Below are 23,244 nucleotides of genomic sequence, written 5' to 3'. Positions count from 1 at the left end.
TGTTGCGGATGGTTGGCCCAGGCAGCAGCGGATAGGATTGCGGAGAAAGTAGATGAGCGCGCTCTATATGATTGTCGGCACCCTGGTTGCACTGGGTGTGCTGGTTACCTTCCACGAGTTCGGCCATTTTTGGGTCGCGCGTCGCTGTGGGGTCAAGGTGCTGCGCTTCTCCGTAGGCTTCGGCATGCCTTTGCTGCGCTGGCACGACAAGCAGGGAACCGAATTCGTCGTTGCCGCCATTCCGTTGGGCGGTTACGTCAAAATGCTCGACGAGCGCGAAGGTGAAGTGCCGCTCGATCAGCTTGGTCAAACCTTCAATCGTAAGTCCGTTCGTCAGCGAATTGCCATCGTAGCGGCGGGACCGATTGCCAACTTCCTTCTGGCATTGGCGTTCTTCTGGGTGTTGGCAATGCTCGGCAGCGAGCAGGTGCGTCCGGTCATCGGCGCTGTCGAGTCCGGCAGTATTGCGGCCAAGGCAGGTTTGAGCCCCGGCCAGGAAATCGTGGCCATTGATGGTGAGGCGACTTCCGGTTGGGCGGCGGTGAACCTGCAACTGGTGCGTCGCCTGGGTGAAAGCGGGTCGTTGCAGATACTGGTGCGCGAGCAAGGCTCCACGACCGATTCTCCTCGTGAACTTGTGCTGGACAAGTGGCTCAAAGGGGCCGATGAGCCCGATCCTATCCAATCGTTGGGGATTCGTCCGTGGCGTCCGGCATTGCCGCCGGTCCTGGCCGAACTCGATCCAAAGGGGCCGGCCAAGGCTGCCGGCCTGAAGACCGGTGACCGGTTGCTGACACTCGATGGTCGTGCGCTGGATGACTGGCAGCAGGTTGTCGATACCGTCCGTATGCATCCTGATACCAGAATCATGCTGCGGGTTGAGCGCGACGGTGCTCAAATCGACGTCCCGGTAACGCTTGCCGCTCGCGGCGAGAGCAAGTCACCCAGCGGTTATTTGGGGGCAGGGGTGAAGGCGATCGACTGGCCGCCGGAGATGATCCGCGAGGTCAGTTACGGGCCATTGGCAGCAATTGGCGAGGGGGCTCGACGCACCTGGACCATGAGCGTGCTGACCCTCGATTCACTGAAGAAAATGTTGTTCGGCGAGCTCTCGGTAAAAAACTTGAGTGGACCGATAACCATTGCTAAAGTGGCGGGCGCTTCGGCCCAGTCGGGTGTCGCTGATTTCCTGAATTTCCTTGCTTATCTGAGTATTAGCTTGGGGGTTCTGAATTTGTTGCCCATTCCGGTACTGGATGGGGGGCATTTGTTGTTTTATCTGATCGAGTGGGTGCGTGGTCGTCCCTTGTCAGATCGGGTGCAAGGTTGGGGGATACAGATCGGCATCAGTTTGGTGATCGGGGTGATGTTGCTTGCTCTGGTCAATGATCTGGGTCGACTGTAACGCTTCGCTGAATTGCGAATCTGCCGCATTTTGCGGCAGTTTGTTTATTGCCAGTTGGAATAAGAAAGGACTTCATGAAACGTCTGCTGCTAACTGCGGTTCTCACCGTATTGATGATCGCCGAAGTTCACGCCGAGTCCTTCACTATCTCTGATATTCGCGTCAATGGCCTCCAGCGGGTCTCCGCGGGTAGCGTCTTTGGTGCTTTGCCGTTGAACGTCGGTGAACAGGCGGACGATCGTCGCCTGGTGGAATCCACTCGTGCGTTGTTCAAAACCGGTTTCTTTCAAGATATCCAGCTGGGCCGCGATGGCAACGTCCTGGTCATCACGGTAGTCGAGCGCCCGTCGGTCGCCAGTATCGAGATCGAAGGTAACAAGGCGATCTCTACCGAAGACCTGATGAAAGGCCTCAAACAATCCGGTCTGGCCGAAGGCGAGATCTTCCAGCGTGCCACCCTTGAAGGTGTGCGTAACGAACTGCAACGCCAGTACGTCGCCCAGGGTCGCTACTCGGCTACCGTCGACACCGAAGTGGTGCCACAGCCGCGTAACCGCGTCGGCCTGAAGGTCAACATCAACGAAGGCACCGTTGCGGCTATCCAGCACATCAACGTGGTGGGCAACACGGTCTTCCCTGATGAAGACCTGATCGACCTGTTCGAACTCAAGACCACCAACTGGTTGTCGTTCTTCAAGAACGACGACAAGTACGCCCGTGAAAAACTGTCCGGTGACCTGGAGCGCCTGCGTTCCTATTACCTGGACCGTGGCTATATCAACATGGATATCGCTTCGACCCAGGTCTCCATTACGCCGGACAAGAAGCACGTCTACATCACCGTCAACGTCAACGAAGGCGAGAAGTACACCGTTCGTGACGTCAAGCTCAGCGGTGACCTGAAAGTCCCTGAAGACCAGGTCAAGTCCCTGCTGCTGGTGCAAAAAGGCCAGGTGTTCTCGCGCAAGCTGATGACCACCACCTCCGAACTGATCACCCGTCGCCTGGGGAACGAGGGTTACACCTTCGCCAACGTCAACGGCGTGCCTCAACCGCACGATGAAGATCACACCGTGGACATCCTGTTCGCGGTCGATCCAGGCAAGCGTGCTTACGTGAACCGCATCAACTTCCGTGGCAACACCAAGTCCGAAGACGAAGTGCTGCGTCGTGAAATGCGTCAGATGGAAGGCGGCTGGGCTTCGACCTACCTGATCGACCAATCCAAGACCCGTCTCGAACGTCTGGGCTTCTTCAAGGAAGTCAACGTCGAGACCCCGGCCGTGCCAGGTGTCGATGACCAGGTGGACGTCAACTACAGCGTTGAAGAACAAGCCTCCGGTTCGATTACCGCCAGTGTCGGTTTCGCCCAGAGTGCCGGTCTGATCCTCGGTGGTTCGATCACCCAGAACAACTTCCTGGGTACCGGTAACAAGGTCAGCGTCGGTTTGACCAAAAGCGAATACCAGACCCGGTATAACTTCGGCTTTGTCGACCCCTACTGGACCGCCGACGGCGTGAGCCTGGGTTACAACGCGTTCTACCGCACGACTGACTACGATGAGCTCGATACCGACGTCGCCAGCTACGCCGTGGACAGCCTGGGTGCCGGTGTGAGTGTCGGTTATCCAATCAGCGAGACTTCGCGTCTGACCTTCGGCCTGAATGCGCAACAGGACACGATCAAGACTGGCGTTTACACCGTCGACGAAATCTTCGACTTCGTTAACCGGGAAGGCGACAAGTATCTGAACTTCAAGGCTTCGGCCGGTTGGTCCGAGTCCACCCTGAACAAAGGCGTTTTGGCGACTCGTGGTCACTCCCAAAGCTTGACGGCGGAAGTCACCGTGCCGGGTAGTGACTTGTCGTTCTTCAAACTCGATTACCGTGGTCAGTTGTTCCAGCCGCTGAGTGAAAACTACACCATGCGCCTGCACACCGAATTGGGTTATGGCGACGGCTACGGTTCGACCGAAGGCTTGCCATTCTATGAAAACTACTATGCTGGTGGTTTCAACTCGGTTCGTGGCTTCAAGGACAGTACACTGGGACCGCGTAGTACTCCGAGCCGCGGCGCACTCGAAACGGGCAACCCGGGTACTCTTGCTGACCCGGACCAGGATCCACTGCCGTTCGGTGGTAACGTCCTGATCCAGGGTGGTGCAGAAATTCTGTTCCCGCTGCCGTTCGTCAAGGATCAACGATCCCTGCGTACCTCGGTATTCTGGGATGTGGGTAACGTATTCGACTCCAAGTGCGAGCAGACGACCAATACCAACCCTGCGTCGAAGTCCAATACGCAGTGTAACGATATCAGTCTGAGCAACATGGCCAGTTCCGTCGGTGTGGGAGTGACCTGGGTCACCGCACTGGGGCCTCTGAGTTTCGCCCTGGCCATGCCAGTCAAGAAACCGGATGACGCTGAAACCCAAGTGTTCCAATTCTCTCTCGGCCAGACGTTCTAAGCGTCTGACCCAAGATAACGACAATGAATTTTGTAGGAGTGCATCGTGCGTAAGTTGACTCAATTGGTTCTCCTGGCCAGCGTACTGGTCGCTGGTCCGGCATTCGCCGACATGAAAATTGCTGTTCTGAACTATCAGATGGCTCTGCTGGAGTCCGACGCGGCCAAGAAATACGCCGTGGATGCCGAGAAGAAGTTCGGTCCTCAGCTGACCAAGCTCAAGACGCTGGAAAGCAGCGCCAAGGGCATTCAGGATCGTCTGATGGCCGGTGGCGACAAAATGCAACAGGGCGAGCGCGAGCGTCTGGAGCTTGAATTCAAGCAAAAGGCCCGTGACTTCCAGTTCCAGTCCAAGGAACTGAACGAAGCCAAAGCCGTTGCCGACCGTGAAATGCTGAAGCAGCTCAAGCCCAAACTGGACAGCGCTGTGGAAGAAGTCATCAAGAAAGGTGCTTTTGACCTGGTCTTCGAGCGTGGCGCAGTGATTGATGTCAAGCCTCAGTACGACATCACGCGCCAGGTTATCGAGCGCATGAATCAGCTGAAGTAACCCATGACCGTGACCATTAAGCTCGGCCAATTGGCCGAGTTCCTCGGCGCCACGCTACGTGGCGACCCCGAGAAAGCAATTACTGGGCTAGCCACCTTGCAGGAGGCTGGCCCAGCTCAGTTGAGCTTTCTCGCAAACCCCCAGTATCGTAAATACCTGGCAGGCAGTCAGGCTGCAGCACTGTTGCTCAAAGCTGCTGATGCCGAAGGCTTTTCCGGTAATGCGCTGGTGGTGCCAGACCCGTACGCAGCCTACGCCCGTATTTCTCACTTGTTCGATCCCAAGCCCAAAGCGGCTGCCGGTGTTCATCCGACGGCGGTGATCGCGGCGGATGCGGTGGTTGACCCGACGGCGAGTATTGGTGCCTTTGCAGTCATCGAAAGCGGGGTGCATATTGCTGCCGGTACCGCCGTTGGCGCGCACTGTTTCATCGGTGCCCGTTGTGTGATCGGCGAAGGTGGCTGGCTCGCTCCACGCGTGACCTTGTATCACGACGTGCGCGTCGGCAAGCGTGTGGTGATTCAGTCCGGTGCCGTACTCGGTGGTGAAGGTTTTGGTTTTGCCAACGAGAAAGGCATCTGGCAGAAAATCGCCCAGATTGGTGGGGTTTTGATTGGCGACGATGTGGAAATCGGCGTGAATACCGCCATTGACCGTGGCGCGCTGGCCGACACCATCATTGGTAACGGCGTGAAGCTCGACAACCAGATTCAGATCGCCCACAACGTCCAGGTCGGTGATCACACCGCCATGGCCGCGTGCGTGGGGATTTCCGGCAGCACCAAAATCGGCAAGCACTGCATGCTTGCCGGTGGCGTAGGTCTGGTGGGGCATATCGATATTTGCGACAACGTGTTCATCACCGGGATGACCATGGTGACTCACTCGATCACCGAGCCGGGCGCCTATTCATCCGGTACGGCGATGCAGCCAGCGGCCGAATGGCGCAAAAGCGCGGCACGTCTGCGTCAGCTCGATGACATCGCGCGACGTTTGCGACAGCTGGAAAAGCAAGCAGGGGAAGTGACCCCTGGCGGTAAAGCTTCATCAGATGGCTGATACCATTTCCATATCAAGTGTGCACAGCCGCTAGACTGCGTCCTTGATTTGCTAGAGGAGCGCGCGCCAGTTGCGCGCCCCCAATCTTTACATAGGCTTCCCCCCGAAATGATGGACATCAACGAGATTCGCGAATACCTGCCTCACCGTTACCCGTTCCTGCTGGTGGACCGGGTAGTGGAGCTGGATGTTGAAGGCAAGCGCATTCGCGCCTACAAGAATGTCAGCATCAACGAACCGTTCTTCAATGGTCACTTCCCTGCGCATCCAATCATGCCGGGCGTATTGATCATCGAGGCAATGGCTCAGGCTGCCGGGATCCTTGGTTTCAAAATGCTCGACGTGAAGCCTGCCGATGGCACGCTCTACTACTTCGTCGGTTCCGACAAACTGCGTTTCCGCCAGCCTGTGCTGCCGGGCGATCAGTTGATCCTCGAAGCCAAGTTCATCAGCTGCAAGCGTCAGATCTGGAAGTTCGAATGCCAGGCTTCGGTCGATGGCAAGCCTGTTTGCTCGGCTGAAATCATCTGTGCGGAACGCAAGCTATGAGTTTGATTGACCCTCGTGCAATCATCGATCCGACGGCCATCCTGGCTGACGGAGTCGAGGTCGGCCCGTGGTCGATCGTCGGCGCAGGTGTTGAAATCGGCGAGGGGACAGTCATCGGGCCACACGTGATTCTCAAGGGCCCGACCCGAATCGGTAAGCACAATCGCATCTACCAGTTTTCCTCGGTGGGCGAAGACACCCCTGACCTGAAGTACAAGGGCGAGGAAACCCGCCTGGTGATCGGTGATCACAACGTCATCCGTGAAGGCGTGACGATTCACCGTGGCACTGTCCAGGACCGTTCGGAAACGACCCTGGGCGATCACAACCTGATCATGGCCTACGCCCACATCGGCCACGACAGCGTTATCGGCAACCACTGCATCCTGGTGAACAACACCGCACTGGCGGGCCATGTGCACGTGGAAGACTGGGCGATCCTCTCCGGTTTCACCCTGGTTCACCAGTATTGCCACATTGGCGCCCACAGCTTTTCAGGCATGGGTACGGCGATCGGCAAGGATGTTCCTGCGTATGTCACGGTGTTCGGCAACCCTGCCGAAGCCCGGAGCATGAACTTCGAGGGCATGCGCCGTCGGGGCTTCAGCGAAGATGCGATCCACGCGCTGCGTCGTGCCTACAAAGTGGTCTATCGCCAGGGCCTGACCGTGGAGCAGGCACTCGCCGAACTGGCCGAGCCTTCTGCGCAGTTCCCGGAAGTAGCAGTGTTCCGTGACTCCATCCAGTCTTCGACCCGCGGCATCACCCGCTGACCATGGCCAATCTGCGTATTGCGCTGGTAGCGGGTGAAGCTTCCGGCGACATTCTGGGCGCGGGCCTCATGCGTGCGCTCAAGGCTCGTCACCCGGCTGTCGAGTTCATCGGTGTCGGTGGTCCGTTGATGCAGGCGGAAGGCCTGGCCTCGTATTTTCCGATGGAACGTCTGTCCGTCATGGGCCTGGTGGAAGTGCTGGGTCGGTTGCGCGAGCTGCTGGCGCGGCGCAAGAAGCTGGTTGCCGACCTGATCGACGCGAAACCCGATGTGTTCATTGGTATCGACGCGCCGGACTTCAACCTCAATATCGAACTCAAGCTTCGCCAGGCCGGAATCAGGACCGTGCATTACGTCAGCCCATCGGTCTGGGCCTGGCGGCAGAAACGCGTGCTGAAGATTCGCGAAGGCTGCGACCTGATGCTCACGCTGTTCCCGTTCGAAGCCAGATTCTACGAAGAGAAAGGCGTGCCGGTGCGGTTCGTCGGCCATACCCTGGCCGATGCCATTCCACTGCAGGCCGATCGCGCTGCTGCGCGGGCCGAACTCGGTCTGCCCGACGGGCCGCTGGTGGCATTGATGCCCGGCAGCCGTGGCGGTGAAGTTGGCCGGCTCGGTGCGTTGTTTCTCGATACGGCCCAGCGCTTGCGTGCGCTGCGCCCGGGGGTGCGGTTTGTCATGCCATGCGCCAATGCGCAACGCCGCGCACAGCTTGAAGAACTGTTGGCCGGTCGCGATCTGCCCCTGACCCTGCTCGACGGCCAGTCTCATCTGGCCCTGGCAGCCTGTGATGCGGTGTTGATTGCCTCCGGCACTGCAACGCTTGAAGCGCTGCTGTACAAGCGACCGATGGTGGTCGCCTATCGCCTGGCGCCGCTGACATTCTGGATTCTCAAGCGCATGGTGAAAAGCCCCTACATTTCGTTGCCGAACTTGTTGGCTCAGCGTCTGTTGGTGCCCGAGTTGTTGCAGGACGATGCCACGGTCGAAGCGCTGGCCCAGACCTTGTCGCCGCTGATCGAGGATGGGGAAGAGCAGACCCGCGGTTTTGACGAGATTCACCGGACCCTGCGCCTGGATGCCTCCAATCAGGCTGCGGACGCAGTGCTGAACCTGATCGGCCAAGTAAAATGAGTAAAACGAATATGCAGATGGGGCTGGATTTCACCTTGGTCGCTGAAATCGAGGAGTTGGTTGCCGGTGTCGATGAAGTGGGGCGCGGCCCGCTCTGTGGCGCGGTGGTAACGGCGGCGGTGATTCTTGATCCGAACCGCCCGATCCTCGGTCTGAACGATTCGAAGAAACTCACCGAAGCCCGTCGCGAAAAGCTCTACGACGAAATCTGCGAAAAAGCCCTGAGCTGGTGCATCGCTCGCGCTGAAGTCGAAGAGATCGACGAACTGAATATCCTGCACGCCACCATGCTGGCCATGCAGCGCGCGGTCGCCGGGCTGCATGTTCAGCCGAAGCTGGCAATGATCGACGGCAACCGTTGCCCGAAACTGCCGATGCGCTCCGAAGCCGTGGTCAAGGGCGATAGCAAGGTTCCCGCCATCGCCGCCGCATCGATCCTGGCCAAGGTCAGCCGTGATCGTGAAATGGCTGCGTTCGAATTGATCTACCCGGGTTACGGCATCGGCGGCCACAAAGGCTATCCGACCCCCGTTCATCTGGAAGCACTGGCACGGCTTGGGCCGACCCCGATTCATCGGCGTTCGTTTGCCCCGGTGCGGCTGGCATATGAGGCGCGCGAAGGTTTGATCGAGAGTTAGCCGCAAGGCTGATGTTTTACTCAAGGCCCGGTACAATCCGGGCCTTGTTGTTTTCATGACTTAACGCAGGATCACTATGCCGGCTTCATTCGTTCACCTACGCCTGCACACTGAATACTCCCTGGTCGACGGTCTGGTGCGGATCAAACCGCTGGTCAAGACCCTGGTCGGCATGAACATGCCCGCCGTTGCGGTTACCGATCAGAACAACATGTGTTCCCTGGTCAAATTCTATAAAAACGCCATGGGTGCCGGGATCAAGCCGATCTGCGGCGCCGACCTGTGGCTGTCGAACAAGGATCCGGACAACCCGCTGAGCCGGATCAGCCTGCTGGTGATGAACGCCGAAGGCTATCGCAACCTTACCGAGCTGATTTCCCGCGGTTTTATCGATGGCCAGCGCAATGGCGCGATCATCATCGAGCGCGAATGGGTCGCTGAAGCCAACGCTGGCTTGATCATGCTGTCGGCGGCCAAAGAGGGCGAGATCGGCCAGGCCATGCTCAGCGGCAACCCCGCCGAGGCCGAAACCCTGGCCCGCGAATGGATGGAAGTGTTTCCGGATCGTTTCTATCTGGAAATCCAGCGCACCAACCGCCCCAACGATGAAGAGCAACTGCACGGCGCCGTGGCCCTGGCCGAGAAGCTCGGTGCCCCGCTGGTGGCGACCAACGATGTGCGCTTCATCAAGCAGGAAGACTTCGCCGCCCACGAAACCCGCGTTTGCATCGGTGAGGGCCGTGCCCTCGACGATCCGCGGCGTTCGAAGAATTACAGCGATCAGCAGTACCTCAAAAGCGCCGAGGAAATGGCCGAGCTGTTCAGCGACATTCCCGAGGCACTGGAAAACACCGTCGAGATCGCCAAGCGCTGCAACATTGAAGTGAAGCTGGGCACGCACTTCCTGCCCAACTTCCCGATCCCCGATGGCATGACCATCGACGAATACTTCCGCAAGGTGTCCTTCGACGGCCTGGAAGAGCGCCTTGCCGTTCTGTTGCCCAAGGACACCACCGAAGACTACGAGGCCAAGCGTCAGGTCTATGTCGACCGGCTGAATTTCGAGCTGGATATCATCATCCAGATGGGGTTCCCCGGTTACTTCCTGATCGTGATGGACTTTATCCAGTGGGCCAAGAACAACGGCGTACCGGTGGGCCCGGGCCGTGGATCGGGTGCCGGCTCGTTGGTGGCCTACGTACAGAAGATCACCGACCTCGACCCGCTGGAATATGACCTGCTGTTCGAACGCTTCCTCAACCCGGAACGGGTATCCATGCCCGACTTCGACGTCGACTTCTGCATGGACGGTCGTGACCGGGTAATCGACTACGTAGCCGAGAAGTACGGCCGCAACGCGGTGAGCCAGATCATCACCTTCGGTTCCATGGCGGCAAAGGCCGTGGTTCGCGACGTGGCGCGGGTGCAGGGCAAGTCCTATGGCCTGGCGGATCGTCTGTCGAAGATGATTCCGTTCGAAGTCGGCATGACCCTGGAAAAGGCCTACGAGCAAGAAGAGATCCTGCGCGACTTCATCAAGGTCGATGAAGAGGCCGCGGAAATCTGGGAGATGGCCCGCAAGCTCGAAGGCGTTGTGCGTAACGTCGGCAAGCACGCCGGTGGTGTGGTGATCGCGCCGACCAAGCTGACCGACTTCTCGCCAATCTATTGCGACGAGGCCGGTGATGGCCTGGTAACCCAGTTCGACAAGGATGACGTCGAGGCGGCTGGCCTTGTGAAGTTCGACTTCCTGGGCCTTCGGACCCTGACGATCATCGACTGGGCGCTGAAAACCATCAACCGCGACCGCGCCAAGGTCAACGAGCCACCGCTGGATATCGCGTTCATCCCGCTGGATGACAAGCCGACCTACACCTTGCTGCAAAAAGCCGAAACCACGGCGGTGTTCCAGCTTGAATCCCGGGGCATGAAGGAGCTGATCAAAAAGCTCAAGCCCGACTGCCTGGAAGACTTGATCGCACTGGTGGCATTGTTCCGTCCGGGGCCGCTGCAATCGGGCATGGTGGACGACTTCATCAACCGCAAGCACGGTCGCGCCGAGCTGGCGTATCCACACTCGGACTACCAGTACGAAGGTCTCAAGCCAGTACTGGCACCGACTTACGGCATCATCCTGTATCAGGAACAGGTGATGCAGATTGCCCAGGTCATGGCCGGTTACACCCTCGGTGGTGCGGACATGCTGCGTCGAGCCATGGGTAAGAAAAAGCCCGAGGAAATGGCCAAGCAGCGCGGTGGCTTCATTGAAGGTTGCGCCACCAATAATATCGACGCGGACCTCGCCGGTAACATTTTTGACCTGGTAGAAAAATTTGCCGGTTACGGCTTCAACAAGTCCCACTCCGCCGCCTATGGCCTGGTGTCGTACCAGACAGCTTGGCTGAAGGCGCACTACCCGGCGCCGTTCATGGCTGCGGTACTCTCGGCGGATATGCACAACACCGACAAGGTCGTGACCTTGATCGAAGAAGTGCGGACCATGAAGCTGCGTCTCGACGCGCCAGACGTAAACACGTCCGAATTCAAGTTCACGGTGAACGACGAAGGCCGGATCATTTACGGCCTGGGTGCAATCAAGGGCGTGGGTGAGGGTCCGGTCGAGGCGATCACCGAAGCGCGTCTGGCGGGTCCGTTCAAGGATCTGTTCGATTTCTGCGCACGGGTCGACCTCAAGCGTATCAACAAGCGCACCCTCGACGGTTTGATCCGCAGCGGTGCCCTGGATCGCCTCGGGCCGTATTTCCACGATGAGCAGAAAGCCTACCAGGCCAACATCGACCGCAATCGCGCGGTGCTGCTGACGGCCATGGAAGAGGCGATCAAGGCGGCCGAACAGACCGCGCGCACCCAGGACAGCGGTCACTCCGACCTGTTTGGCGGTCTGTTTGTCGAAGAAGACGCCGACGTCTACGCCAATCATCGCAAGGCCAAGGAGCTGACCCTCAAGGAGCGCCTGAAAGGGGAGAAAGATACCCTCGGCCTGTACCTGACCGGTCACCCGATCGACGAATACGAAGGTGAAATCCGTCGCTTCGCCCGCCAGCGCATCATCGATCTGAAACCGGCGCGCGATACCCAGACCGTCGCCGGAATGATCATCGCCTTGCGGGTGATGAAGAACAAAAAGGGCGACAAGATGGGGTTCATCACCCTAGACGACCGCTCCGGACGGATCGAGGCCTCGCTGTTTTCCGAGGCGTTCCATTCCGCGCAGTCGCTGTTGCAGACGGACGCGATGGTGGTGGTCGAAGGCGAAGTCAGCAACGACGACTTCTCCGGTGGCCTGAAGTTGCGGGTCAAGCGGGTGATGAGCATGGAAGATGCGCGCACCAACCTGGCCGAGAGCCTGCGCCTGAAGTTGCATGCCAAGGACCTCAAGGGCGATCAGCTGCGCTGGCTGGGTGAGCTGTTGAAGCGTCACCGCGGCGCGTGCCCGATCACCATGGACTACACCAGCCCCGATGCGAAGGCTTTGTTGCAGTTCGGCGAAGGCTGGCGAATCGATCCGGCGGATGCGTTGATTCAAGCCCTGCGTGACCAGTTCGGGCGAGACAACGTCTTCCTCCAATACCGTTGACGGTCAGTGCTATCAGATTGCCCTGACCCAAACCTGAATTTTTAATCTCGACCTCAACGCGCCTGTCCCTTAAGGTAGGGCGCGAATAGACAACCGGCCGGCCCAAGAACCCTTGGGACTCGACCCAAGACGGACGCCTATGAACCCGAATTTTCTAGATTTCGAACAGCCGATCGCCGACCTGCAAGCCAAGATCGAAGAGTTGCGCTTGGTCGGTAATGACAATTCGCTGAATATCGGCGATGAGATCTCCCGCCTGCAGGACAAGAGCAAAACGCTGACCGAAGACATCTTCGGCAAGCTGACCAGCTGGCAGATCGCACGCCTGGCACGTCACCCGAAACGTCCGTATACCCTGGACTACATCGAACACATCTTTACCGAGTTCGACGAACTGCACGGTGACCGTCACTTCTCCGACGACGCGGCCATCGTTGGCGGTATTGCCCGTCTGGACGACAAGCCGGTGATGATCATCGGTCACCAGAAAGGCCGTGAAGTGCGCGAGAAGGTTCGCCGCAACTTCGGCATGCCGCGTCCGGAAGGCTACCGCAAGGCTTGCCGCCTGATGGAAATGGCCGAACGTTTCAAAATGCCGATCCTGACCTTCATCGACACCCCTGGCGCTTACCCTGGCATCGATGCTGAAGAACGTAACCAGAGCGAGGCGATTGCCTGGAACCTGCGTGTCATGGCCCGCCTGAAAACCCCAATCATCGCCACCGTGATCGGTGAGGGTGGTTCCGGTGGTGCACTGGCGATCGGTGTCTGCGACCAGTTGAACATGCTGCAATACTCGACCTACGCGGTGATCTCGCCGGAAGGTTGCGCTTCGATTCTGTGGAAAACCGCCGAGAAGGCACCGGATGCCGCCGAAGCGATGGGCATCACCGCCGAACGCCTCAAGGGCCTGGGCATCGTGGACAAGGTGATTGGCGAGCCACTGGGTGGTGCGCACCGTGACCCGGCTGCCGCAGCGGCATCGATCCGTGCCGAGCTGAGCTCGCAACTGGCGATGCTCAAGAAGTTCGATAACGATGCGCTGTTGAAGCGTCGTTATGATCGACTGATGAGCTACGGTCTCTGATCTGACCTCGGCTTGAATGTGGGAGCGGGCTTGCTCGCGAAAGCGGTATAACAGTCAACTGATGTGTTGAATGTTCAGCCGCCTTCGCGAGCAAGCCCGCTCCCACATTTGATTTGTGCAAAGGGAAAGATATGGATCGGCCCGCGATTGACTTGCCTTCCAGGCTTTTGCTGAATCTGAAACCGTGGCGTAACGCTCCGGCCTGGCGCATCGCCTTCTCCGGCGGCCTGGACTCCGCAGTCCTGCTGCACCTCCTTGCACATCTTGCAAAAACCGAATCCCTGCCGGCGCTGAGCGCCATCCATGTTCATCACGGCCTTCAAGCTGTGGCCGATACGTGGCCGGAACATTGTCGTTCTGTGTGCGCTGCGCTGGGCGTCCCCTTGCAGATCGTTCGGGTGCAGGTGCAGCCCGGTGCCAGTCTGGAGCGTGCGGCGCGGGACGCGCGTTATCACGCGTTCACCGAAGTGACTCGGCCCGGTGACGTGCTGCTGACAGCCCAGCACCGCGACGATCAGGCGGAAACCTTGCTGTTTCGTTTGTTGCGTGGAGCGGGCGTGCGCGGATTGTCCGGGATGCCGCGTCAGCGTCCGTTGGGCAAGGGCCATCTGCTGCGGCCATTGCTTGATGTCACGCGGGCTGAACTTGAGGTCTATGCCAACGAGCATGGCTTGAGCTGGATCGAAGATCCTTCAAACGAAGAACGGCAGTACTCTCGCAATTACCTCAGGCATCAAGTCTTGCCCGTGCTCATCCAGCGCTGGCCAAAAGCGTTGGCGACCATGGCCCGCAGCGCGGCGCATTTGACTGAAGCGCAGGGGTTGCTCGAAGAGCTGGCGGAAATGGATTTGCGTGAGGCCACCTCTGCCAGTGAGTTCGACTGGCTGGGCTTGCGATCCCTTGAGCTGGCGCCCCTTGCGCAATTGTCTGATGCCCGGCAGCGCAATGCCTTGAGTCATTGGCTCGAACCGCTGACCCGCCTGCCGGACACTGACCATTGGTCGGGTTGGGAGGATTTGCGCGACGCCACCGGCGATGCCTGCCCGGTGTGGCGGCTGGCCGATGGTGAGCTGCATCGGGCGGGCGGGCGAATCTGGTGGTTGTCCGGCCACTGGTTGCGGTCTCTGCCCGGCGTCGGGGTGTGGCTGGATCCGGCTTCTGCGCTGTCTATTCCGGGCAACGGCGTGCTTTCGCTCACCGGTCAAATCCCCGATGGCCCGCTGCAGATCCGCTATCGTGAGGGGGGAGAGGTCATGGCTTTGCCGGGCCGCGGCCATCGGGACTTGAAACGTTTGCTCAATGAAAGCGGTGTACCGTCCTTCGTACGCGGCAGATTGCCGCTGCTCTACAAAGATGGGCAACTGCTGGCGGTCGCGAACCTCAAGGGGCTCGATGGTGGTGCGCTCGGTGACTGGCATTTGCATTGGCAGCCACTGAACGAAGATCAAGGTTTGAGCTGAAAGGGGGTTTCCGGTAGACTACGCTCCCTTCTTGATACAACTTCTGTGGATTCGCCTGAATTGCAGGAGTTGCCGATTACCAAGCAGTCTTTGCTGGGCGATTCCAAAAAATGTGTAGCGAGCAACGAACCGGTGATTCATTTTCCGGTCTGTCCCAACGCGGCGGTTTTTTTGAAAGGTGCACTGTGATTAATGCAGGTGATCGGGGGCTTCGGCCTTCCTTCGCTTTCCCCGGCGGCTCGGACCGCTTTAACGCAGACTTCTAGGGTTTTTCATGACGCGCTACATATTCGTCACGGGCGGTGTTGTTTCTTCATTGGGGAAAGGCATTGCATCGGCATCATTGGCGGCCATCCTGGAGGCGCGGGGACTTAAGGTCACCATGCTGAAGCTGGACCCGTACATCAACGTCGACCCGGGCACCATGAGCCCGTTCCAGCACGGTGAAGTGTTCGTCACCCACGACGGCGCCGAGACCGACCTGGACCTGGGCCACTACGAGCGGTTCATCCGCACGACCATGACCCAGAACAACAACTTCACCACCGGCCGTGTCTACGAACACGTCCTGCGCAAGGAGCGTCGTGGTGACTACCTGGGTGCAACCATCCAGGTGATCCCGCACATCACCGACGAAATCAAGCGCCGCATCATCAAGGGTGCCGGCGACGCTGACGTGGCAATGGTCGAGATCGGTGGCACCGTGGGTGACATCGAGTCGCAACCGTTCCTCGAAGCCATCCGCCAGCTGCGTTTCGAAGTCGGCGCCAAGCGCGCGATGCTGATGCACCTGACACTGGTGCCGTACATCGCCACTGCCGGAGAAACCAAGACCAAGCCAACCCAGCACTCGGTGAAGGAGCTGCGTTCCATCGGCCTGCAACCGGACGTGCTGGTCTGCCGCTCCGATCACCCGATCGATATTTCCTCGCGTCGCAAGATCGCGCAGTTCACCAACGTTGAAGAACGTGCGGTGATCGGCCTGGAAGACGCCGATACCATCTACAAGATCCCGGGCATCCTGCACTCCCAGGGCCTGGACGATTTCGTCGTCGAGCGTTTCGGCTTGCAATGCGGCGGTGCCGATCTGTCCGAGTGGGAAGCCGTGGTCGACGCCAAGCTCAACCCTGAGCACGAAGTCACCATCGCCATGGTCGGCAAGTACATGGAGCTGCTGGACGCCTACAAGTCGCTGATCGAAGCGATGAGTCACGCCGGCATCAGCAACCGTACCAAGGTCAACCTGCGCTACATCGATTCCGAGGACATCGAGAACCAGGGTACCGCGCTGCTCGAAGGCGTCGACGCCATCCTGGTACCTGGCGGCTTCGGCCTGCGTGGCGTTGAAGGCAAGATCACCGCCGTTCAATACGCTCGCGAAAACAAGGTTCCGTACCTGGGTATCTGCCTGGGCATGCAAGTGGCCGTTATCGAGTTCGCACGTAATGTGATGGGCTGGAAAGACGCCAACTCCACCGAGTTCGATCGTGCAAGCGGTCACCCGGTCGTGGGCCTGATCACCGAGTGGGAAGATGCCACCGGCGCTGTCGAAACCCGTACCGAAACCTCCGATCTGGGCGGCACCATGCGCCTGGGCGCGCAGGACTGCCTGCTGGAACCGGGTTCCCTGGTCCACGGTTGCTACGGCAAGGACGTGATTGTCGAGCGTCATCGTCATCGCTACGAAGTGAACAACAACCTGCTGCCGCAAATCATGGAAGCCGGTTTGAAAATCTCCGGTCGTTCCGGTGATGGCGCACTGGTTGAAGTGGTTGAAGCTCCGGATCACCCATGGTTCGTCGCTTGCCAGTTCCACCCTGAGTTCACCTCGACGCCACGCGACGGTCACCCGCTGTTCAGCGGTTTCGTCAAGGCAGCGTTGGCTCAACACCAGAAGAAGGCGTAACCCCGATGGCACAGAAGATCATCCGCGTCGGCGACATCGAGATTGCCAACGACAAGCCCATGGTGCTGTTCGGCGGCATGAACGTGCTGGAAAGCCGTGACATGGCCATGCAGGTTTGCGAAGAGTATGTGAGGGTCACCGAAAAGCTCGGTATCCCTTACGTGTTCAAGGCCAGCTTCGACAAGGCCAACCGGTCTTCTGTGACCTCCTATCGCGGTCCTGGCCTGGAAGAAGGCATGCGCATCTTCCAGGACATCAAGCAAGCCTTCGGCGTGCCGGTCATCACCGACGTCCACGAGCCGGATCAGGCCGCGGTCGTCGCTGAAGTCTGCGACATCATCCAGTTGCCGGCCTTCCTGTCGCGCCAGACCGACCTTGTGGTCGCGATGGCCAGGACAGGCGCGGTGATCAACATCAAGAAAGCCCAGTTCCTCGCCCCTCAGGAAATGAAGCACATCCTGAACAAGTGCGTGGAAGCGGGTAATGATCAGTTGATTCTCTGCGAGCGTGGTTCGAGCTTCGGCTACAACAACCTGGTCGTCGACATGCTCGGCTTCGGCATCATGAAGCAGTTCGAGTACCCGGTGTTCTTCGACGTGACCCACGCGCTGCAAATGCCTGGTGGTCGCTCCGATTCCGCTGGCGGTCGTCGCGCCCAGGTTACCGATCTGGCGAAGGCCGGCATGAGCCAGTCGCTGGCTGGCCTGTTCCTGGAAGCCCACCCGGATCCGGACAATGCCAAATGCGACGGTCCTTGCGCCTTGCGCCTGGACAAACTGGAGCCATTCCTGGCCCAGCTCAAGGCTTTGGACGAACTGGTGAAGAGTTTTCCGACGGTAGAAACCGCGTAATCCTCAATTCTCCGGTAAAGTACCGCACGATTTAACGCTCAGGCCCTCGGGCCTGAGCCTTGTCGTCTGCAAGACTGCCCGCTGCACCTCACTTGCCGACGATCAAAGATTTCCTACAGCTGCGTCGTTTTCGTCAACTTTGGAGTGTTTACAACAATGGCTAAAATCGTCGACATCAAAGGTCGTGAAGTTCTCGACTCCCGTGGCAATCCCACCGTGGAAGCGGACGTGCTTCTCGACAACGGCATCATCGGCAGTGCCTGCGCGCCGTCCGGTGCTTCCACTGGCTCGCGTGAAGCGCTCGAGCTGCGTGATGGCGACAAGAGCCGTTACCTGGGCAAGGGCGTTCTGAAGGCCGTAGCCAACATCAACGGTCCGATCAAAGACCTGTTGAAAGGCATGGACCCAAGCGACCAGAAAGCGCTCGATCTGGCAATGATCAAGCTCGACGGTACTGAAAACAAAGGTTCCCTGGGCGCCAACGCGATCCTCGCCGTGTCCCTGGCTGCCGCCAAGGCCGCAGCACAGGACCAGGACCTGCCGCTGTACGCTCACATCGCCAACCTGAACGGCACTCCGGGTGTCTACTCGATGCCGGTTCCGATGATGAACATCATCAACGGCGGCGAGCACGCCGACAACAACGTCGATATCCAGGAATTCATGGTTCAGCCGGTTGGCGCCAAGTCTTTCTCGGAAGGTCTGCGCATGGGCACCGAGATTTTCCACCACCTAAAAGCCGTGCTGAAGGCCCGTGGCCTGAGCACTGCCGTGGGTGACGAAGGTGGCTTCGCGCCGAACCTGGCTTCCAACGAAGACGCTTTGAAAGTGATCTCCGAAGCCGTGGCCAACGCCGGTTACAAGCTGGGCACCGACGTGACCCTGGCCCTGGACTGTGCGGCCAGCGAATTCTACGAAGACGGCAAGTACAACCTGTCCGGCGAAGGCCAGGTGTTCACCGCTGAAGGTTTCGCTGACTACCTCAAAGGCCTGACCGAGCGTTACCCGATCATCTCCATCGAAGATGGCCTGGACGAGTCCGACTGGGCTGGCTGGAAAATCCTCACCGACAAGATCGGCGAGAAAACCCAGCTGGTAGGCGACGACCTGTTCGTGACCAACACCAAGATCCTGAAAGAAGGCATCGACAAGAAGATCGCCAACTCGATCCTGATCAAGTTCAACCAGATCGGCACCCTGACCGAAACCCTGGAAGCCATCCAGATGGCCAAGGCTGCCGGTTACACTGCCGTGATCTCGCACCGCTCCGGCGAAACCGAAGATTCGACCATTGCCGACCTGGCCGTGGGCACCTCGGCTGGCCAGATCAAGACCGGCTCCCTGTGCCGTTCCGACCGCGTCTCCAAGTACAACCAACTGCTGCGTATCGAAGAGCAGTTGAACGGCAAAGCCAAGTACAACGGTCGCAGCGAGTTCCGCGGTTAAGCGCAAATCGATAAAAAGACACCGGATTGTGTCGAAAAAATCGCTACAGCGACGTTTTTGCCACTAATCTGATGCCTTATATGCACAAGCCTGGTTCTTCCAGGCTTCGTGCTATCAGTAGCTTCACGTTTTGGCATGGCTGTCTTTTTTCACTGGATACCCGATATTCGATGCGCAGTCCCAATTGGTTGTTCCTCATCCTGCTTTTGCTGCTGGCTGGCTTGCAGTACCGCCTGTGGGTGGGAAACGGCAGTCTGGCGCAAGTGGCCGAGTTGACTCAGCAGATTGCGGATCAGCAGGCTGAGAACCAGGCATTGCTGGAACGCAACCGGGTGATGGACGCCGAAGTCAGTGAGTTGAAAAAGGGCATGGAGACCGTCGAAGAGCGGGCTCGGCATGAGTTGGGCATGGTCAAGGATGGTGAAACCCTTTACCAGTTGGCCCAATGATTGATTCGTTACCGGCCTTCTGGGCCGTGATTCCTGCCGCGGGCGTTGGTGCCCGTATGGCTGCGGACCGTCCCAAGCAGTACCTGCAATTGGGTGGACGCACTATTCTCGAACACAGCCTTGGCTGTTTCCTTGATCATCCATGCCTCAAAGGCCTGGTGGTCAGTCTTGCGGTTGACGATCCTTACTGGCCGAACCTGGCATGTGCCAGTGATTTGCGTATTGCCCGGGTTGAGGGTGGTTCCGAACGTTCCGGGTCGGTGCTCAATGCCTTGCTGCACTTGCATGCGCAGGGTGCCGACGATGAGGATTGGGTACTGGTTCACGATGCCGCACGGCCGAACCTCAGTCGTGACGATCTGGACAAATTGCTGGCTGAGCTGGCTGACGATCCTGTCGGTGGGCTGCTGGCGGTTCCGGCGCGGGATACGCTCAAGCGGGTCGACAAGCACGGTCGTGTGGTCGAAACCGTGGATCGCAGTGTGATCTGGCAGGCCTACACGCCGCAGATGTTTCGCCTTGGGGCGTTGCATCGCGCACTGGCTGACAGTCTGGTGGCCGATGCCGTTATTACCGACGAAGCTTCGGCCATGGAGTGGGCCGGTTCGGCGCCGCGCCTGATCGAAGGGCGGTCCGATAACCTCAAGGTTACGCGTCCTGAAGACCTTGAATGGTTGAGGCAGCGTTGGGCCAATCGTCGCTAAGTTGTGCGGCAATCAACTTTGAGACCGCATCGCGCCTTTCGCGAGCAAGCCCGCTCCCACATTTGACCGGTGTTGCCCGCAATTTTTGTGAGCAAGACTGTTCCCCTGTGGGAGCGGGCTTGCTCCGGGCGGCGATCCGACGAAAGCGCCGTTTCAGTCAGCCAGTCTGTCACTGAGAAACTCTGGAGGTTCTAACCCCGATACTCTGGCCTTTCAGCCAGCCCCTCCTTCAAGTAATCCACCAGCTTGCGCACCTTCGGCGACAAATGCCGCTGCTGCGGATACAGCGCCCAAACCGCCGTATTCGGCGGTTGATGTGCTTCCAGCAACGAAATCAACGCGCCGCTATTCAGATGCTCCAGCACGTAATAGTCCGGCAGCTGACACAGCCCTACGCCTTGCAGCGCGGCATCCAGCACCGCTTGCCCACTGTTGCAGCGCCAGTTTCCCTGCACCCTTTGCGAAAACTCCCGCCCGTTCTGTTCCAGCTGCCAGAGGTCCGAGCTACCGATGAGGCAGTTGTGGCGGCTCAGCTCCGACAGGCTGTGCGGGCGACCGTAGTGTTCAAGGTAGGAGGGCGATGCACAGAGAAACATGCGGCGCGGCGCGAGGCGGGTGGCGACCAGCCGAGAATCCTGCAAGCGGCCGAGGCGAATCGCCAGGTCGAGGCCTTCGTGTACCAGGTCAAGCTGGCGATTGGTCAGTTCGATGTCGATGCGCAGTTGCGGATACAGCCCCATGAAACGAGTCACCAGCGGCACGATGAAGCGCTCGCCGTAAGCCACGGCGCAGGTCATGCGCAACATGCCCTTGGGTTCGCTGGTCAGGTCGCCCACCGCTCGCAACGCTTCTTCACGGCCGTCCTGCAAACGCTGGCAATGTTGCAGAAAGGTTTGCCCGGCCTCGGTCAGCGTGACCCGACGGGTACTGCGGTAGAGCAGACGGGTTTGCAGGCGTTCTTCAAGGCGTACGATTTGTCGACTGACATGGGAGGAGGAAACCCCCAGGCGCTCCGCCGCAGCGGTGAACTGGCTGCATTCGGCAACGGCGACAAACTCGTCGATCCCTTCCCAGCGATTTTCGGACATCAATGATTATCCCTGTGTGGCAATAATATTTTGCATTTGCATCGATTATTCATCGTTGAGCCATGTATTACACTGCCTGTCTCGTTTTTATTCGCTGGAGAGTCATCATGATCAAGTCGCGCGCCGCCGTTGCCTTCGAGGCCAAGAAGCCCCTCGAAATCGTTGAAGTCGATGTCGCCATGCCCAAGGCTGGTGAAGTCTTGCTGCGCGTCGTCGCCTCCGGTGTCTGCCATACCGATGCCTACACCCTGTCTGGCGCGGACCCGGAAGGTATTTTTCCGTCGATCCTGGGTCACGAAGGTGGCGCGGTGGTCGAAGCGATCGGCGAGGGTGTAACCTCGGTTGCCGTCGGCGATCATGTGATCCCGCTGTACACCCCGGAATGTGGCAAGTGCAAATTCTGTCTGTCGGGTAAAACCAACCTCTGTCAGGCAATTCGTGCGACACAGGGTAAAGGCCTGATGCCGGATGGCACTTCGCGTTTTTCCTACAAGGGCGAAACGATTTTCCACTACATGGGCACCTCGACGTTTTCCGAGTACACCGTGCTGCCGGAAATCTCCGTCGCCAAAATTCCTAAAGAAGCACCGCTGGAAAAAGTCTGCCTGCTGGGCTGTGGCGTCACCACCGGCATCGGTGCGGTGATCAACACTGCCAAGGTCAAACCGGGGGATACCGTTGCCATCTTCGGCTTGGGCGGCATCGGACTGTCTGCCGTGATAGGCGCGGTCAAGGCCAAGGCTGGCCGGATCATCGCCATCGACATCAACCCGGCCAAGTTCGAAATCGCCAGGCAATTGGGCGCCACTGATTGCGTAAACCCGAAAGACTTCGATCGCCCGATTCAGGAAGTGATCGTCGACATGACTGATGGCGGCGTCGACTTTTCCTTCGAATGCATCGGCAACGTCCAGTTGATGCGTGCCGCGCTTGAGTGCTGCCACAAGGGCTGGGGCGAGTCGGTCATCATCGGCGTTGCCGGTGCCGGTCAGGAAATCTCGACCCGTCCGTTCCAGTTGGTCACCGGCCGCGTCTGGCGGGGATCGGCGTTCGGCGGCGTGCGCGGCCGTACCGAGTTGCCAAGCTATGTGGAAATGGCCGAGACCGGTGAGATTCCGCTGGATACCTTCATCACCCACACCATGGGCCTGGAAGATATCAACAAGGCGTTTGACCTGATGCATGAAGGAAAAAGCATCCGCTCCGTCATCCATTTCTGAGGTCCGCCATGAGCCTGGAAAACATCTCCTGCCAGAAAAGCTTCGGCGGCTGGCACAAACGCTATCGCCATCGCTCGCAAGTGCTCGGTTGCGACATGGTGTTCGCCGTGTACCTGCCGCCGCAGGCGGAGCAGGGCGGCAAGCTGCCGGTGTTGTACTGGTTGTCCGGCCTGACCTGCACCGACGAGAACTTCATGCAAAAGGCTGGCGCCATGCGCATGGCCGCCGAGTTGGGGCTGATCATCGTCGCACCGGACACCAGCCCTCGCGGTCCTGATGTGCCGGGTGATCCGGATGGCGCCTGGGACTTCGGCCTCGGCGCCGGGTTTTACCTGAATGCCACCCAGGAGCCTTGGTCGCGCCACTATCGGATGCATGACTATGTCGTGCAGGAATTGCCGACTTTGGTTGAAGCCCATTTCCCTGCGTCGGACAAGCGCGGCATCAGTGGCCATTCCATGGGTGGCCACGGTGCGCTGGTCTGCGCATTGCGCAATCCGGGGTGCTATCTGTCGGTGTCGGCGTTCTCGCCAATCAACAATCCGATGGATTGTCCGTGGGGGCAGAAAGCCTTCTCCCGCTATCTGGGAGAGGACCGTTCGAAATGGCGCGAATGGGATGCCTGTGCGTTGATTGCCGAGGCCGATGAAAAGCTGCCGCTGCTGGTCGACCAGGGTGATCGCGACGATTTCCTCGCCAACCAGCTCAAGCCCGAAGCCTTGCAGCAGGCGGCCAAACTGGCCGGTCACCCACTGACGTTGCGCCTGCAACCGGGCTACGACCACAGCTATTTCTTCATTGCCAGTTTCATCGATGAGCACTTGCGGCATCACGCGCATGCTCTGGTTGGCTAATGCAGGTAGA

19 protein-coding genes are annotated in these 23,244 nt (G+C 59.0%); 18 read left to right on the top strand and 1 reads right to left on the bottom strand.

Annotated features, from left to right (window positions below):
• The first annotated feature begins 52 nt into the window (after positions 1-52).
• From rseP to ispD, 16 genes are all read left to right on the top strand, one after another.
• Positions 53-1,405, top strand: a complete 1,353-nt coding sequence (rseP, locus tag AC07W4_RS00200) for a sigma E protease regulator RseP (protein ID WP_495031089.1) — start codon at positions 53-55, stop codon at positions 1,403-1,405.
• 74 nt (positions 1,406-1,479) lie between these two features.
• On the top strand, positions 1,480-3,870 hold the full coding sequence (bamA, locus tag AC07W4_RS00195; protein ID WP_495031088.1) for an outer membrane protein assembly factor BamA: 2,391 nt from the start codon (positions 1,480-1,482) through the stop codon (positions 3,868-3,870).
• 45 nt (positions 3,871-3,915) lie between these two features.
• Positions 3,916-4,419, top strand: a complete 504-nt coding sequence (locus tag AC07W4_RS00190) for an OmpH/Skp family outer membrane protein (protein ID WP_007990260.1) — start codon at positions 3,916-3,918, stop codon at positions 4,417-4,419.
• A 3-nt stretch (positions 4,420-4,422) separates the two neighbouring features.
• The gene (lpxD, locus tag AC07W4_RS00185) at positions 4,423-5,478 is read left to right on the top strand and encodes a UDP-3-O-(3-hydroxymyristoyl)glucosamine N-acyltransferase (RefSeq protein WP_495031087.1); all 1,056 of its coding nucleotides are present in this window, start codon (positions 4,423-4,425) and stop codon (positions 5,476-5,478) included.
• A 108-nt stretch (positions 5,479-5,586) separates the two neighbouring features.
• Complete coding sequence (fabZ, locus tag AC07W4_RS00180) at positions 5,587-6,027, top strand: 3-hydroxyacyl-ACP dehydratase FabZ (RefSeq protein ID WP_007978374.1); 441 nt, start codon at positions 5,587-5,589, stop codon at positions 6,025-6,027.
• Entirely contained in the window at positions 6,024-6,800 is a 777-nt protein-coding gene (gene lpxA / locus AC07W4_RS00175) for an acyl-ACP--UDP-N-acetylglucosamine O-acyltransferase (RefSeq protein WP_008052771.1), read from the top strand. Before fabZ ends, lpxA begins: the two co-directional genes overlap by 4 nt.
• Before the next feature lie 2 nt (positions 6,801-6,802).
• Positions 6,803-7,933, top strand: a complete 1,131-nt coding sequence (lpxB, locus tag AC07W4_RS00170) for a lipid-A-disaccharide synthase (protein WP_495031086.1) — start codon at positions 6,803-6,805, stop codon at positions 7,931-7,933.
• 11 nt (positions 7,934-7,944) lie between these two features.
• Positions 7,945-8,571, top strand: a complete 627-nt coding sequence (rnhB, locus tag AC07W4_RS00165) for a ribonuclease HII (protein ID WP_340316675.1) — start codon at positions 7,945-7,947, stop codon at positions 8,569-8,571.
• Positions 8,572-8,647: 76 nt separating this feature from the next.
• Positions 8,648-12,169 (top strand): DNA polymerase III subunit alpha, encoded by a 3,522-nt coding sequence (gene dnaE / locus AC07W4_RS00160; protein ID WP_008052762.1) that lies wholly within the window; start codon positions 8,648-8,650, stop codon positions 12,167-12,169.
• Positions 12,170-12,308: 139 nt separating this feature from the next.
• On the top strand, positions 12,309-13,256 hold the full coding sequence (locus AC07W4_RS00155) for an acetyl-CoA carboxylase carboxyltransferase subunit alpha (protein WP_223442774.1): 948 nt from the start codon (positions 12,309-12,311) through the stop codon (positions 13,254-13,256).
• 131 nt (positions 13,257-13,387) lie between these two features.
• Positions 13,388-14,716 carry a tRNA lysidine(34) synthetase TilS gene (gene tilS / locus AC07W4_RS00150; RefSeq protein ID WP_495031085.1) on the top strand — a complete coding sequence of 443 codons (1,329 nt, stop codon included), beginning with the start codon at positions 13,388-13,390 and terminating at the stop codon, positions 14,714-14,716.
• A gap of 274 nt (positions 14,717-14,990) precedes the next feature.
• Positions 14,991-16,622: a CTP synthase gene (gene pyrG / locus AC07W4_RS00145; protein ID WP_008019781.1), complete on the top strand. Its 1,632-nt coding sequence runs from the start codon at positions 14,991-14,993 to the stop codon at positions 16,620-16,622.
• Between the two features lie 5 nt (positions 16,623-16,627).
• Complete coding sequence (kdsA, locus tag AC07W4_RS00140; RefSeq protein ID WP_495031084.1) at positions 16,628-17,473, top strand: 3-deoxy-8-phosphooctulonate synthase; 846 nt, start codon at positions 16,628-16,630, stop codon at positions 17,471-17,473.
• Positions 17,474-17,629: 156 nt separating this feature from the next.
• Complete coding sequence (gene eno / locus AC07W4_RS00135; protein WP_007990244.1) at positions 17,630-18,919, top strand: phosphopyruvate hydratase; 1,290 nt, start codon at positions 17,630-17,632, stop codon at positions 18,917-18,919.
• Positions 18,920-19,089: 170 nt separating this feature from the next.
• Positions 19,090-19,368, top strand: a complete 279-nt coding sequence (gene ftsB, locus AC07W4_RS00130) for a cell division protein FtsB (protein WP_007970710.1) — start codon at positions 19,090-19,092, stop codon at positions 19,366-19,368.
• The gene (gene ispD, locus AC07W4_RS00125) at positions 19,365-20,072 is read left to right on the top strand and encodes a 2-C-methyl-D-erythritol 4-phosphate cytidylyltransferase (protein ID WP_495031083.1); all 708 of its coding nucleotides are present in this window, start codon (positions 19,365-19,367) and stop codon (positions 20,070-20,072) included. The genes ftsB and ispD overlap by 4 nt, the downstream gene beginning before the upstream one ends.
• A gap of 191 nt (positions 20,073-20,263) precedes the next feature.
• On the opposite strand, the gene AC07W4_RS00120 is transcribed toward ispD, so the two are convergent.
• Positions 20,264-21,160, bottom strand: a complete 897-nt coding sequence (locus AC07W4_RS00120) for a LysR family transcriptional regulator (protein ID WP_495031082.1) — start codon at positions 21,158-21,160, stop codon at positions 20,264-20,266.
• Positions 21,161-21,267: 107 nt separating this feature from the next.
• On the opposite strand from AC07W4_RS00120, the gene AC07W4_RS00115 reads away from it, so the two are divergent.
• Positions 21,268-22,380, top strand: a complete 1,113-nt coding sequence (locus AC07W4_RS00115; protein ID WP_495031081.1) for an S-(hydroxymethyl)glutathione dehydrogenase/class III alcohol dehydrogenase — start codon at positions 21,268-21,270, stop codon at positions 22,378-22,380.
• 8 nt (positions 22,381-22,388) lie between these two features.
• Positions 22,389-23,234 carry an S-formylglutathione hydrolase gene (fghA, locus tag AC07W4_RS00110; protein WP_495031080.1) on the top strand — a complete coding sequence of 282 codons (846 nt, stop codon included), beginning with the start codon at positions 22,389-22,391 and terminating at the stop codon, positions 23,232-23,234.
• Positions 23,235-23,244: the final 10 nt, after the last annotated feature.

The sequence above is a fragment of the Pseudomonas sp. GW821-FHT02A08 genome (assembly GCF_059422045.1).
Note: the sequence above shows the minus strand (reverse complement) of the source record. Positions and strands in the feature narration are given on the sequence as shown.

What these genes read in the sequence shown, in the direction of transcription:
- rseP (WP_495031089.1), top strand. Translation starts at nt 53, where the DNA reads ATGAGCGCGCTCTATATGATTGTCGGCACCCTGGTTGCACTGGGTGTG.
- bamA (WP_495031088.1), top strand. Translation starts at nt 1,480, where the DNA reads ATGAAACGTCTGCTGCTAACTGCGGTTCTCACCGTATTGATGATCGCC.
- lpxD (WP_495031087.1), top strand. Translation starts at nt 4,423, where the DNA reads ATGACCGTGACCATTAAGCTCGGCCAATTGGCCGAGTTCCTCGGCGCC.
- fabZ (WP_007978374.1), top strand. Translation starts at nt 5,587, where the DNA reads ATGATGGACATCAACGAGATTCGCGAATACCTGCCTCACCGTTACCCG.
- lpxA (WP_008052771.1), top strand. Translation starts at nt 6,024, where the DNA reads ATGAGTTTGATTGACCCTCGTGCAATCATCGATCCGACGGCCATCCTG.
- lpxB (WP_495031086.1), top strand. Translation starts at nt 6,803, where the DNA reads ATGGCCAATCTGCGTATTGCGCTGGTAGCGGGTGAAGCTTCCGGCGAC.
- rnhB (WP_340316675.1), top strand. Translation starts at nt 7,945, where the DNA reads ATGCAGATGGGGCTGGATTTCACCTTGGTCGCTGAAATCGAGGAGTTG.
- dnaE (WP_008052762.1), top strand. Translation starts at nt 8,648, where the DNA reads ATGCCGGCTTCATTCGTTCACCTACGCCTGCACACTGAATACTCCCTG.
- AC07W4_RS00155 (WP_223442774.1), top strand. Translation starts at nt 12,309, where the DNA reads ATGAACCCGAATTTTCTAGATTTCGAACAGCCGATCGCCGACCTGCAA.
- tilS (WP_495031085.1), top strand. Translation starts at nt 13,388, where the DNA reads ATGGATCGGCCCGCGATTGACTTGCCTTCCAGGCTTTTGCTGAATCTG.
- pyrG (WP_008019781.1), top strand. Translation starts at nt 14,991, where the DNA reads ATGACGCGCTACATATTCGTCACGGGCGGTGTTGTTTCTTCATTGGGG.
- kdsA (WP_495031084.1), top strand. Translation starts at nt 16,628, where the DNA reads ATGGCACAGAAGATCATCCGCGTCGGCGACATCGAGATTGCCAACGAC.
- eno (WP_007990244.1), top strand. Translation starts at nt 17,630, where the DNA reads ATGGCTAAAATCGTCGACATCAAAGGTCGTGAAGTTCTCGACTCCCGT.
- ftsB (WP_007970710.1), top strand. Translation starts at nt 19,090, where the DNA reads ATGCGCAGTCCCAATTGGTTGTTCCTCATCCTGCTTTTGCTGCTGGCT.
- ispD (WP_495031083.1), top strand. Translation starts at nt 19,365, where the DNA reads ATGATTGATTCGTTACCGGCCTTCTGGGCCGTGATTCCTGCCGCGGGC.
- AC07W4_RS00120 (WP_495031082.1), bottom strand. Translation starts at nt 21,160, where the DNA reads ATGTCCGAAAATCGCTGGGAAGGGATCGACGAGTTTGTCGCCGTTGCC.
- AC07W4_RS00115 (WP_495031081.1), top strand. Translation starts at nt 21,268, where the DNA reads ATGATCAAGTCGCGCGCCGCCGTTGCCTTCGAGGCCAAGAAGCCCCTC.
- fghA (WP_495031080.1), top strand. Translation starts at nt 22,389, where the DNA reads ATGAGCCTGGAAAACATCTCCTGCCAGAAAAGCTTCGGCGGCTGGCAC.